Below are 12,308 nucleotides of genomic sequence, written 5' to 3'. Positions count from 1 at the left end.
TAGTCAAGATCACAAGTTGTCGGCTCAACCAATGGAGGTGGACCCGTGTCAGTCGAGGTATCCGACGTCAACGCCCCGCAGTGGCGCGATCGCAAGCGTCATCTGTGGCTCATGGGCCTGATCGCGCCCACTGCGCTGTTCGTGATGCTCCCGCTGATCTGGGCGCTGAACCAGGCCGGATGGCACGCGCTCGCGCAGGTCCCGCTGTGGATCGGCCCCGGCCTGCTCTACGTGCTGCTGCCGATCCTCGATCTGAAGTTCGGGCCCGACGGGGAGAACCCGCCCGACGAGATGATGGAGCAGCTGGCGAACGACAAGTACTACCGCTACTGCACCTACGTCTACATCCCGTTCCAGTACGCCAGCGTCATCCTGGGTGCGTATCTGTTCACGGCCAAGGACCTGAGCTGGCTCGGCTTCGAGGGCGGGCTCGCCTGGTGGGCCAAGCTCGGTGTCGCGCTGTCGGTCGGCGTCCTGGGCGGCGTCGGCATCAACACCGCGCACGAGATGGGACACAAGAAGGAGAACCTGGAGCGCTGGCTGGCCAAGATCACCCTGGCGCAGACGTTCTACGGCCACTTCTACATCGAGCACAACCGCGGTCACCACGTCCGCGTCGCCACCCCGGAGGACCCCGCCTCGGCTCGCTTCGGCGAGACCTTCTGGGAGTTCCTGCCGCGCACCGTGTTCGGCGCTCTGAAGTCGTCGGTCGAGCTGGAGGCCCAGCGCATCCGTCGCCTCGGACGCAGCCCGTGGGATCCCCGCACCTACCTCAAGAACGACGTCCTCAACGCCTGGCTCATGTCGCTGGTGTTCTTCGGCATCCTGATCGCCGTCTTCGGTCCCGCGCTCATCCCGTTCGTCGTGATCCAGGGCATCTACGGATTCAGTCTGCTGGAGTCCGTCAACTACCTGGAGCACTACGGCCTGCTGCGGCAGAAGACCGAGAGCGGCCGCTACGAGCGCTGCGCCCCGGTGCACAGCTGGAACTCCGACCACATCGTCACCAACCTGTTCCTGTACCACCTGCAGCGGCACAGTGACCACCACGCCAATCCGACGCGTCGCTACCAGACACTGCGCAGCATCGATGGCGCACCGAACCTGCCGAGCGGCTACGCGACCCTGATCGGTCTGACCTACATCCCGCCGCTGTGGCGCCGGATGATGGATCACCGGGTCATCGAGCACTACGACGGCGACATCACCAAGGTCAACGTCCACCCGCGGGTCCGCGACAAGGTGATGGCCAAGTACGGGGCGGCGGTGGCGGCGTGAGTGCGTACGCCTGCCCGGGCTGTGGTTACGTCTATGACGAGGCCAAAGGCGCTCCGCGTGAAGGATTCCCGGCAGGCACGGCGTGGGACGATGTCCCCGACGACTGGTGCTGCCCGGACTGTGCGGTGCGCGAGAAGGTCGATTTTGAATCTTTCGAGGCGAGCGAAGCGACGGGAAAGACCAGAGGAGTGAGTTCATGAGCGAGCCGTTCAAGAAGTTCGTCTGCCTGCAGTGCGGCTTCGAGTACGACGAGGAGAAGGGCTGGCCGGAGGACGGCATCGCCCCGGGTACCCGCTGGGCCGACATCCCCGAAGACTGGAGCTGCCCGGATTGCGGCGCCGCCAAGGCCGACTTCGAAATGGTGGAGGTCGTGGCGTCGTGACCGCCGCGGCCGCAGTACCGGACGGACCCGAGGGGCAGCGGCCCGCGGCACCTCGGGTGCCGTACGCCGAGGCCTCGCGGGTCCTGCTGCGGCATTCGATCCTGGACGGCATGCGAGAGTTGTTGCTGGCCAAGGACTGGTCCTCGATCACGCTGTCCGATGTCGCGCGTGCGGCCGGCATCAGCCGGCAGACCATCTACAACGAGTTCGGCTCGCGGCAGGGCCTGGCCGAGGGGTACGCGATGCGCCTCGCCGACCGCCTCGTCGACGCCGTCGAGCACGCCATCTACGCCAATGTCGGTGATATCCAGTCGGCGTTCCTGCAGGGCTTCCGGATGTTCTTCACCGAGTCGGCGTCCGACCCGCTCGTCATCTCGTTGCTGACCGGCGTGGCCAAACCAGATCTGCTGCAGATCATCACCACCGACAGCGCGCCGATCATCTCGCACTGCTCGCAGCGCCTGACCGAGGCGTTCCGCGGCAGCTGGGTGCGGATTTCCGACGACGACGCCGGGGTGCTGGCGCGCGCGATCGTCCGGCTGGCGATCAGCTACGTGTCAATGCCACCGGAAGCGGACCACGATGTGGCCGCTGACCTGGCCCGGCTCATGACGCCGTTCGCCGACCGTTACGGTAGTGGGGATACGCCGTAGCCGTCAGCGCGCCATCCGAGCAGTTTTCCTGGCGCCTGTCCCGCGAGCCCGCAGGCTATGGGTGTTTCCGGTGCACTCGGTGCACCCATATGCAAATCACGACTGAATGGGGCTCTATCCATGACGGAATTGAAGGCAGACGTCCGTAACGGGATCGACTACAAGGTTGCCGACCTGTCCGAGGCCGAATTCGGCCGCAAGGAGATTCGGCTCGCCGAGCACGAGATGCCCGGGCTGATGGCGCTGCGCCGCGAGTACCACGACGTGCAGCCGCTCAAGGGCGCGCGCATCTCCGGCTCGCTGCACATGACGGTGCAGACCGCGGTGCTGATCGAGACGCTGACCGCTCTCGGCGCTGAAGTTCGATGGGCGTCGTGCAACATCTTCTCCACCCAGGACCACGCGGCGGCGGCCATCGTCGTCGGCCCGCACGGTACTCCCGAGGAGCCCAAGGGCACCCCGGTCTTTGCCTGGAAGGGCGAGACGCTGGAGGAGTACTGGTGGTGCGCCGAGCAGATGCTCACCTGGGAGGGCGAGCCCTGCAACATGATCCTGGATGACGGTGGCGACGCCACGATGCTGGTGCTGCGCGGCGCGCAGTGGGAGAAGGCAGGCGTCGTGCCCCCGGCCGAGGAAGACGACTCGGCCGAGTGGAAGGTCTTCCTGGAGCTGGTGCGCACCGGCTTCGAGAACGACAAGACCAAGTGGACCAAGATCGCCGAGTCGGTCAAGGGTGTCACCGAAGAGACCACCACCGGCGTGCTGCGGCTCTACCAGTTCGCCGCTGCCGGTGAGCTGGCGTTCCCCGCCATCAACGTCAACGACTCGGTCACCAAGAGCAAGTTCGACAACAAGTACGGCACCCGCCACTCGCTGATCGACGGCATCAACCGCGGCACCGACGTGCTGATCGGTGGCAAGAAGGTCTTGATCTGTGGTTACGGCGACGTGGGCAAGGGCTGCGCCGAGTCGCTGGCCGGCCAGGGCGCCCGCGTGCAGGTCACCGAGATCGACCCGATCAACGCGCTGCAGGCACTGATGGACGGTTTCGACGTCGTGACCGTCGAGGAGGCGATCGGCAACGCCGACATCGTCGTCACCTCGACCGGCAACAAGGACATCATCACCCTCGACCACATGAAGGCGATGAAGGACAAGGCCATCCTGGGCAACATCGGCCACTTCGACAACGAGATCGACATGGCCGCCCTGGAGCGCTCCGGCGCCAAGCGCCTCAACATCAAGCCGCAGGTCGACGAGTGGGTGTTCGGCGAGGACGGCAAGTCGATCATCGTGCTGTCCGAGGGCCGCCTGCTCAACCTCGGCAACGCGACCGGCCACCCGTCGTTCGTGATGTCGAACTCGTTCTCCAACCAGGTCATCGCCCAGATCGAGCTGTGGACCAAGAACGACGAGTACGACAACGAGGTCTACCGCCTGGCCAAGCACCTCGACGAGAAGGTCGCGCGCATCCACGTCGAGGCGCTCGGCGGCACGCTGACCAAGCTCAGCAAGGACCAGGCCGAGTACATCGGCGTCGACGTCGACGGCCCGTACAAGCCGGAGCACTACCGCTACTAAGTAGCCAGCTCTGCGCTAGCACTCGCGAAAACCCCCAATTCTCACGGGAATTGGGGGTTTTTGCGACTGCCGGGCCCTGGCACATATCGGTGAGTTAGCTGATCGGAGTTTTACCGCCGGTAATTATTTTGTAACGGGCGACAATTACGATTTGCGCAACGCGATGTAGGTGTTTGCTGAAGATCTGCTGGCGAGCGGATCTCGGCGCTAGAATTTGTGCACACCAGGGCACCCTCGTGAAGGGACGTCGGCCATGCAGAAGCACCGATGGGCAACACGCATCGCGTTGCTGGCTGTTGTCGGGGCGACGCTGACGGGTTGCGACGGCGTGAATCTGGGCAGTCTCGGCATCCTCGGTTCCGCATCGCCGGCGGTGAAAGGCCCTCCGGTGCCGCCGGAGATGGTCCGGCACGACGTGCAGCAGTTGGTCTGGCAGTTCCCGCAGTTGCGCAAGCCCGACGAAGCCGCGTGGGTCACCTGGAACAACAGCGCCGATCCGAGTGTGGCCGGCAAGGTGAACTGGATCGACGCGGTGATCAAGCTGTCACCCGCGGAGACCACTCGGTTGTTGGCGGAATATCACCCGGTCGCCACCGATCGGCAGCCGGCGGTGCAGAAGATTCTGCAGTCGGAGCTGCCCGACGGTCCGTACCTGGCAGGGCCCGATCTCAACAAGCACTTCTCCAGCCCGGGGATGTCCACCCAGGCGTTCCTCGACCGGGATCAGAACGTCCTGGTGCTGACGACGACGTCTGGTGCGCGCGGGCTGTCGTAACCACTAGCGTGGTGTGGTGCGCGCTCTGATCCGCGTGACGGCGTTCGTGGTGGTGCTGGCTGTGCTGGCTGCCCGTGGTGCGGACCGTCCGCCTGTTTCCCCATTTCCTGCTGCGACGGGTCGCGGCTCGTGCGCCGTCGATACCGAACGCGACGTCGGCGCCACCATGCGCGACGGTGTCGTGCTGCGCGCCGATGTCTACCGGCCGCGGACCTCTGACCCCGTGCCGGTGCTGCTCATGCGCACGCAGTACGGCAAGTCCGGTGCACAGACCTCACCCGACCGGTACGAGCCACCGGATTGGTTCGCCTCGCACTGCTATCTCGTTGTGGTGCAAGATGTCCGGGGCCAGGGGAGTTCCGGTGGCGTGTTCAGCGAGTTCACCAACGACATGGCCGACGGATACGACACCGTCGAATGGGCCGCCGGCCTGCCCGGTGCCGATGGCAAGGTCGCCATGTACGGATCGTCGTATGTCGGTGCGACGCAATGGCTTGCGGCGGTGACGGCGCCGCCACATCTGGTGACGATCGCGCCGGCCAACACCGCGTCCGACTATTACGACGGCTGGACCTACGAGGGCGGCGAGTTCCGGCTGGCGTTCGTGCAGCCGTGGGCCATCGAGTCGATCGCGCTCGGTGCCGCCGAGAACCGCCGGGACGTAGTCGCCGAACGGCTGTTGCGGGACGCTGCGGCTGACCCGACTCGATGGCTGAATTTCCGTCCGCAGCAGGACCTTCCGCCGATGCAGCCGAACAATCCGGCGGTGGCGCCGTGGTATTTCGACTGGGTCAAGCACAACACACGCGATGCCTTCTGGCAGCAGCTCAGCATTCGCGACCGATATCCGGCGGTGCGCATTCCGGTGCTGCACTTCGAGGGCTGGTATGACGCCTTCCTGGCCGGCGGCGTGGAGAACTTCGCCGGGATGGTGGCGCACGGCGGCAACGAATTCGCCCGGAAGAATCAGCGTCTGGTGATCGGGCCGTGGGACCATGTGGCTTGGGGGCGGCCCGATTCCGAGCCCGCACCGATGCTCAAAGACATCGGGCCGGCGGGCAACAGCCCGATCAACGAGCTGATGCTCGCCTGGTTCGATCACTTTCTGAAGGGCGTCGACAACGGCGTGGCGGGCAAGCCGCGCGTCGACTACTTCACCATGGGCGCCAACGCATGGAAGACGGCCACCAATTGGCCACTGCCGCAGACCCAATGGATCAACTACTACCTGTCCGGTGCCGGCGGCATCGCGGACCGGGACGGGAAGCTGCTGCCGGTGCTGCCGGGTCCGCAGCCACCGGACACCTACACCTACGATCCGCTGAACCCGGCACCGAGCCTGGGCGGGCATTCGTGTTGCGGCGCGCGCTCCGGTCCGCAGGGACCGTATGACCAGACGCCGGTCGAGCAACGATCCGACGTGCTGGTCTATACGGGCGACCCGGTAGCCCACAAGACCGAGATCACCGGGGCGGCCACCGTCACGCTGTGGGCCCAATCTTCAGCTGTGGATACCGATTTCACGGCGAAGCTGGTGGTGGTCAAGCCCGACGGGACGGCCATCAACCTCAACAACGGGATTCTCCGGGCGTCGTTCCGCGACTCACTTTCGGCGCCGACACCGATCGTCCCCGGCCAGGCATACCAGTACCGCATCCAAATCTGGCCCACCAGTTACCAACTCAGCCCGGGTGACCGGGTGCGGGTGGAGATTTCCAGCAGCGACTCTCCACAGTTCGCACCGAATCCCAACACTGGCGCACCGTTCGGGCGCGATGCCGCGACCGTCGTGGCGACGCAGACGATCCTGCATGATCCCGCGCATCCGTCGTCGATCACGTTGCCGGTGATCGGGAACTGAGGCCGGCGTTACCTGCTGCAGTCCAGTGACACGGTGATGGTCCGTCGGACCACCACGCGGATGATCTGATCTCGGTTGCCGGGGCCATCGACCCTGATGAGCCTGGTCTGTTCCTGCGGGTTGCGGACACTGGTCACCACGCACCGATCCAGCGGTGCGCTGCCGACCCGGTCGACGTTGACGTGGAATCCCTCGGCTTCCAACTGGCCGATCGTGACGATCGCTGACTCGGCGGCGGCCGGCGCGGCCGGGGCCAGTATGGCGGCAGTAGCAGTGAGAGTTATGAGAGTTATTAGTGCAGTACGCATCTCAGGGTCCTTCCGGTCCTATACCCAATGACACGTAGGGGTGGTGGAAAACGTTCGATGGTGTCCTGACTGGGTTATCGGTGCGGCCCGCGTTTTCGTGACAAATGTCGGATCTGGCTGTCTTGCGTCAAGAAGTTGGCAGGTTTTGTGGGTTCGGCGAGTTTAGGTAGGCCTGTTTGGGGGTGCGGTCGCCGAGGGCTTGGTGGGGTCGGATGGTGTTGTAGATGGTTCGGAAGTGGTGGGCTTCCATGTCGAGGGCGTCGCCGTCGCCGATGTATCCGCGAAATAGGTGTTCGTATTTGAGGGTGCCGAAGAACCGTTCGATGACGCCGTTGGTTTGTGGGGATTTGATCCGGGTTCGCACGTGCCGCAGCAGTGGGTCGGTGTGGTCGGCGAACAGTGCCCCGAAGTCCTTGCCGCGGTAGCAGGGGCCGTTGTCGGTGACGATGGCGATCGGTGCGGGTGTCTGGCCGATGACGTTGTCGTGGGCGTCGAGGACGTCCATCAGGGCGCGGTCATCGTGTAGGTGGTCGAGTTCCAGGATGCGTTGGGCTTCGTCGATGGCCAGTTGTATGCAGCGCACGGCATCGATGCCGCGGCTGGTGGGGGTGACGGTGATCGCCAGGCAGTATTTGGTGGCGTAGTCGATGACGGCACTGATCCTCCAGATGCCGCCGTTGGTGGTTTCGAATTCGGAGAAGTCGGTCTGCCAGACCCGGTTGCGTTCGGTGGGTGGGTCGCGGAACACTTTGCGGCGCAATATCGCCCAGGATTTGCGGTCGGCGCGAAATCCCTGGGGCAGCAACAAGCCGCGTCGTTTCAGTGCTCGTTGCACTGAGGAATTGGTGACGTCGTGGCCGTCGGCGCGCATCATGGCGGCGATCTTGCGGTAGCCCCAGGCTGGCCATGCTTCGGCGTATTTGGCAGCCAGGCCTTCGATGCGATCAACCACCGGCGCCGGCCACGGACCTCTATCCGCGGCGCCATGACGCAATCGGGCCAACCGCCGCCGATAGGTGCGTTCGGGGATGTCTGCCAGTACCGCGAACCTCGAAACCGGCAGCCCCGCCGCCTCTCTTAGGGCTTCGAGGTCTTGGAAGGGACCTGATCGATCAGCGCCGCACCGCGCTGCCAAATCCGAAGCTGCACCGTGGCTTCGGCCAGCGCCAGTTTGAGTTGTTCGTTTTCGATCTGCAGGCGCCGCTGTTCGGGTGTGCCCTTAGCCCCGGCCGGGCCGCTGGGCACCTCCTCAAGCCGCTCGGCGCCAGCGGCTAAAAACTGATGCTTCCACTTCGTCACGGTTTCACGGCAGACCCCGCTGCGGCGTGCGGCCTCCCCGCACGTCATTTCGTTGGCCAACACGGCCAGCACCAGTCGGGTCTTTTCTTCGGCAGGGATCTTCGTCCGTCGCGATCTGGCCATGACTCACTCAACCTCCTCAACCCTGGCCTCGTTGTGGATAACGCGACCCTGCCAAAAAGTTTGAGTCAGTAGATGGCGATATACTCGAACGTATGTTCGAACATTCTGGTATCGGGGCCGGCGGTGCGCCGGTCCACGATGTCGGCGTGGTCGACTCCCTGATTCATTTCGCGCGGGTCTCCAATGTCGCCGAGTCCGGGAAGTTCGGGGCCATCGCGGATCTGGTGGCGTTGCGTGTCGATGACCAGGACGGCCGGCAGTGGTGGGCCTGTGACGGCTGGGACGCTGCGGTCGCGGAAGTCGGAGCTGCCTTGGGTATCGGGAAGCGTGAAGCGTCGGGGCAGTTGTCGATTGCGGTCGCGTTGCGGTTCCGCCTTCCTCGGGTGGCGGCGGTGTTCGCCGATGGTGGGGTGTCGGCGCGGACGGTGGGCGCGATCTGTTGGCGTACCCGTCTGGTGGAGGACCCCAACACCCTGGCGGTGATCGACGCGGCGTTGGCGGGGGCGTTGTGTGAGTGGGCGGGGTTGTCGCGCAAGAAGATCGAGAAGAAGATCGACGGTTGGGTGCAGAAGTTCGACCCGGCCGCTGTCCTGAAAGTGCGCTCGGCTGCCCGTCGCCGTGGGGTCGGGGTGGGCAAGCCTGATGATGAGACCGGGGTGGCGTCGATCTGGGGTGCGCTGCTGGCCACTGATGCGGAGTTGTTGGATCGGGTGTTGACCGAGATGGCTCGGCAGGTGTGCGACAACGATCCGCGTACCTTCGGGCAACGTCGCGCTGACGCCTTGGGGGTGTTGGCGGCCCGCGGCGACCGACTGGTCTGCCAGTGTGGTGTCCCGGATTGCCCGGCGGCCGGGCCTGACGCGCGGGCGGCGGCGGTGTTGGTTCATGTGCTGACCGGCGCACTGCCGGCGCCGGTGGCTGATCCGCTGCTGAGCGGGGATCCGGCCGCGCCGTTGGTGCCCACGCCTGCGCCCGAACCCCAGCCTGAGCCAGCACCCGAGCCGCAGCCTGCGCCCGCGTCCGGTGCCGCGTCCGAGTCGGTGCCGCCACGTCCTCCTGCGTCAGCTCCCGTGCCGACCTCCGCGAAGCCTCCGGCGCCGGTGCGTACCCCGGTCGGTTATGTCCTCGGCGGCGGCGTCGTCCCTCCGGCGGTGTTGGCTGACCTGGTGGCCCGCGGCGCGAAAGTCTGCACCGTTGCCTCCGCCAGTGATCTGGCTGGGGTGCCGCGGTACCGGCCCTCGGCCACGATGGATGAATTCGTCCGCATGCGGGCCATGACGTGCATGTTCCCCGGTTGCGATCACCCGGCCACCGCCTCCGATATTGACCACACGATCCCGTGGCCGGCCGGGCCGACCCATCCGGGCAACCTGAGCCCGAAATGCCGCAAACACCACCTACTCAAAACCTTCTACGGCGGGCCTGACGGTTGGCAGGACCGTCAACAACCCGACGGCACCATCGTGTGGACCGCACCCACCGGCCACACCTACATCAGCGTGCCCGGAAGCCGAATCCTGTTTCCCCGCAAGGACACTGACACACCGTTGCCGAATCCGCCACCGGATGCCGCCGATTTGGATAGCACCACGGCTCCCGGCCGGGACATCATGATGCCCATCCGCCGCCGCACCCGCGCCCAAGACCGAGCCCAGCGCATCGCCTACGAACGCGCCCTCAACCAAGCCGACATCGACGAACGCGAGGCCGCACAAGAAGCCTTCGACCGCCAACGCAAAGAACGCAAAGAACGCGAAGCTGCCCGCGAAGCCGAAGAACAACAGCAATCGCAGCAGACGACCGAGCACCCGCCTGCAGGCACTGACATCCCGCCGCCACTCTGAGAGACACGTGAATACCCCTGGAACAGCAAGACTTTCAGGGGTGTTCACGCTTGTCTCTCGCGGGACGAGTATGACCGAGCGCAGCCGTATCCACCATCGGGTCAGACTCGTCGAGCGGCGGAACGTCTTCGCCGTCGAGCACTTTGCGCATCCGGTCCTTGTCGAGCTGTCCTTCCCACGCGGCCACCACGAACGTCGCGACGCAGTTGCCCAGCAGGTTCACCGACACGCGCATCGAGTCCATGATGCGGTCGGCGCCCAGGAGCAGGGCCACCGCGGCGACCGGGATCGCCCCGTGGCCGATGGCGGCGACGGTCGCGGACAGCGCGAGGAACGACGAGCCGGGGACCCCGGCCATGCCCTTCGAAGTCAGCATCAGCACCAGTACCGCGGTGATCTGCTCACCGAGGCTCAGGTTCACGCCCAACGCCTGGGCCAGGAACAGCACACAGATCGCGAGGTAGAGGGTCGCTCCGTCGAGATTGAACGAATAGCCGGTCGGCACCACCAGACCTGTTGTCGTGCGTGAGCAACCGGCATTGGTCAGCTTGGCCATGATGCGCGGCAGCACGACCTCGGTGGACGCGGTGCCCAGCGCAAGGAACAGCTCGTCCCTGATGTACACGACGAACTTGTAGAGGTTGACCCCGGCGAAGACCTTCGCGATGGCCCCGAGCACCACGATGAACAGCGCGGCCGCGAGATAGCAACAGCCGATCAGCTTCGCGAAGCTGCCGAGGGAGCCGATGCCGTACTGGCCGATGATGTAGGCCATCGCCCCGAATGCGCCGATCGGCGCAAGCCGCATCACCCAGCCGATGACGGTGAAGAACAGGTGACTCAGGTGGTCGACGATGTCCAGGATGACGGGCGGGCCCTTCTCGCCGAACTTTGCCAACGCCAGCCCGAACAAGACGGCGAAGAACAGCACCTGGAGCAGGTTGTTATCGGTGAACGCCTTGAACACCGACTCCGGGATGATGTTCAGCAGAAAGTCGACGGTGTGCGGCAATTCCTTGTTCTGGGTTTTCTTCGCGATCGCGTCGGCCCCCGTCGCCAGCGTGCCGGCGTCGACGTGGAAACCTGCCCCGGGTTTGACGATATTGCCGACCAACAGGCCGAAGAGCAGTGCGAAGGTGGTCACCACCTCGAAGTAGATCAACGCTTTCACGCCGATCCGGCCGACTGATTTGAGGTCGCCGACGTGTGCGATGCCCAGCACGACGGTGCAGAAGATGATCGGCGCGATCAGCATCTTGATCAGCTTGATGAAGCCGTCGGCGAGCGGCTTGAGGTCCGCGCCGACTTTCGGCTGCAGCCAGCCGACCAGGATTCCGGCGATGATCGCGACGAGCAGTTGCACGAAGAGCGACGAGTACCACGGTGGCTTGTTGGCGAGCCGGATCATCTCGCTTTTCGGTGGTTCGATCTTGGTCGCCATCGCGCGAAAGTACTGATCGGGCGTCACCGCGCGATTTCTGCGATGTTTCTGTGACGTCGCGCCGCAGATATATCGAATTCAGCAATTAGTCTCGCCACGTGCTGATCGCAATCGAAGGCGTCGATGGGGCAGGGAAGAACACTCTGACCCAAGGGCTGCGGGCGCAGTTCGAATCCCGTGGCAAGTCGGTGACCACCGTGGCGTTCCCGCGGTACGGCCGCTCGGTCGAGGCGGACATCGCGGCCGAAGCACTCCATGGCGAGCACGGCGACCTCGCCGAGTCGGTGTACGCCATGGCGATGCTGTTCGCGCTCGACCGCGCCGGCGCCAAAGCCGAGATCGCAGAATTGAGCGACGCGCATGATGTGGTGATCCTCGATCGGTACGTCGCCTCCAATGCCGCCTACAGCGCGGCCCGGCTCCATCAGGGCGCGGGCGGGGAGGTGGTCGCCTGGGTGCGGCACCTGGAGTTCGAGCGGTTGGCGCTACCGGTGCCGGACTGGCAGCTCTATCTGAACGTGCCCACGGAGCTGGCCGCTGAGCGGGCGGCGCGCCGGGAAGCCCAGGATGCGGCCCGGACCCGCGACGTCTACGAGCGTGACGGGGGCCTACAGGGCCGCACTGGCGCGGTCTACACCGCGCTGGCCGCTGAAAACTGGGTCGGCCGTTGGGCTTTGGTCGCTCCGGACGTCGACCCGGGGGAGCTGGCCGACCGGCTGTTGGGCTGATCGGGCCGGGGTCTCTAGCAGCAAGTTGTCAGGCA

The 12,308-nt window shown here is 65.2% G+C and carries 13 protein-coding genes; 9 read left to right on the top strand and 4 right to left on the bottom strand.

What is annotated here, in order from left to right; all coding sequences use genetic code 11:
- The first annotated feature begins 45 nt into the window (after positions 1–45).
- The 7 genes from ACWW1C_RS21050 to ACWW1C_RS21020 all read left to right on the top strand — a co-directional run bounded on the left by ACWW1C_RS21050 (position 46) and on the right by ACWW1C_RS21020 (position 6,530).
- Complete coding sequence (locus tag ACWW1C_RS21050; protein WP_455980074.1) at positions 46–1,278, top strand: alkane 1-monooxygenase; 1,233 nt, start codon at positions 46–48, stop codon at positions 1,276–1,278.
- Positions 1,275–1,478 (top strand): rubredoxin, encoded by a 204-nt coding sequence (locus ACWW1C_RS21045; protein ID WP_455980073.1) that lies wholly within the window; start codon positions 1,275–1,277, stop codon positions 1,476–1,478. The genes ACWW1C_RS21050 and ACWW1C_RS21045 overlap by 4 nt, the downstream gene beginning before the upstream one ends.
- Positions 1,475–1,660 (top strand): rubredoxin, encoded by a 186-nt coding sequence (locus ACWW1C_RS21040; protein ID WP_061004460.1) that lies wholly within the window; start codon positions 1,475–1,477, stop codon positions 1,658–1,660. The genes ACWW1C_RS21045 and ACWW1C_RS21040 overlap by 4 nt, the downstream gene beginning before the upstream one ends.
- Positions 1,657–2,313 carry a TetR family transcriptional regulator AlkX gene (gene alkX / locus ACWW1C_RS21035; protein WP_455980072.1) on the top strand — a complete coding sequence of 219 codons (657 nt, stop codon included), beginning with the start codon at positions 1,657–1,659 and terminating at the stop codon, positions 2,311–2,313. The genes ACWW1C_RS21040 and alkX overlap by 4 nt, the downstream gene beginning before the upstream one ends.
- Before the next feature lie 120 nt (positions 2,314–2,433).
- Entirely contained in the window at positions 2,434–3,894 is a 1,461-nt protein-coding gene (ahcY, locus tag ACWW1C_RS21030) for an adenosylhomocysteinase (protein WP_455980071.1), read from the top strand.
- 253 nt (positions 3,895–4,147) lie between these two features.
- Positions 4,148–4,669 carry a hypothetical protein gene (locus ACWW1C_RS21025; RefSeq protein ID WP_455980070.1) on the top strand — a complete coding sequence of 174 codons (522 nt, stop codon included), beginning with the start codon at positions 4,148–4,150 and terminating at the stop codon, positions 4,667–4,669.
- A 16-nt stretch (positions 4,670–4,685) separates the two neighbouring features.
- Positions 4,686–6,530, top strand: coding sequence for a CocE/NonD family hydrolase (locus ACWW1C_RS21020; RefSeq protein WP_455980069.1), 1,845 nt, complete (start codon positions 4,686–4,688; stop codon positions 6,528–6,530).
- 8 nt (positions 6,531–6,538) lie between these two features.
- Here ACWW1C_RS21020 and ACWW1C_RS21015 read toward each other — a convergent pair whose 3' ends face one another.
- From ACWW1C_RS21015 to ACWW1C_RS21005, 3 genes are all read right to left on the bottom strand, one after another.
- Positions 6,539–6,838 carry a hypothetical protein gene (locus tag ACWW1C_RS21015; RefSeq protein WP_455980068.1) on the bottom strand — a complete coding sequence of 100 codons (300 nt, stop codon included), beginning with the start codon at positions 6,836–6,838 and terminating at the stop codon, positions 6,539–6,541.
- A gap of 127 nt (positions 6,839–6,965) precedes the next feature.
- On the bottom strand, positions 6,966–7,790 hold the full coding sequence (locus ACWW1C_RS21010) for a transposase (RefSeq protein ID WP_455980067.1): 825 nt from the start codon (positions 7,788–7,790) through the stop codon (positions 6,966–6,968).
- 125 nt (positions 7,791–7,915) lie between these two features.
- Positions 7,916–8,260, bottom strand: coding sequence for a transposase (locus ACWW1C_RS21005; RefSeq protein WP_418001499.1), 345 nt, complete (start codon positions 8,258–8,260; stop codon positions 7,916–7,918).
- Between the two features lie 92 nt (positions 8,261–8,352).
- Here ACWW1C_RS21005 and ACWW1C_RS21000 point away from each other — a divergent pair, with 92 nt between their 5' ends.
- Positions 8,353–10,104: a DUF222 domain-containing protein gene (locus ACWW1C_RS21000; RefSeq protein WP_455980066.1), complete on the top strand. Its 1,752-nt coding sequence runs from the start codon at positions 8,353–8,355 to the stop codon at positions 10,102–10,104.
- Between the two features lie 34 nt (positions 10,105–10,138).
- On the opposite strand, the gene dctA is transcribed toward ACWW1C_RS21000, so the two are convergent.
- A complete protein-coding gene (dctA, locus tag ACWW1C_RS20995) occupies positions 10,139–11,545 on the bottom strand; it encodes a C4-dicarboxylate transporter DctA (protein ID WP_455980065.1) in 1,407 nt (468 codons plus the stop codon).
- A 98-nt stretch (positions 11,546–11,643) separates the two neighbouring features.
- Between dctA and ACWW1C_RS20990 the strand changes: the two genes are divergently transcribed.
- Positions 11,644–12,273: a dTMP kinase gene (locus ACWW1C_RS20990; protein WP_455980064.1), complete on the top strand. Its 630-nt coding sequence runs from the start codon at positions 11,644–11,646 to the stop codon at positions 12,271–12,273.
- Positions 12,274–12,308: the final 35 nt, after the last annotated feature.

The sequence above is a fragment of the Mycobacterium sp. HM-7 genome (assembly GCF_053852335.1).
The sequence above is the reverse complement of the archived record's forward strand: the minus strand, read 5'-3'. Positions and strand labels throughout refer to the sequence as shown.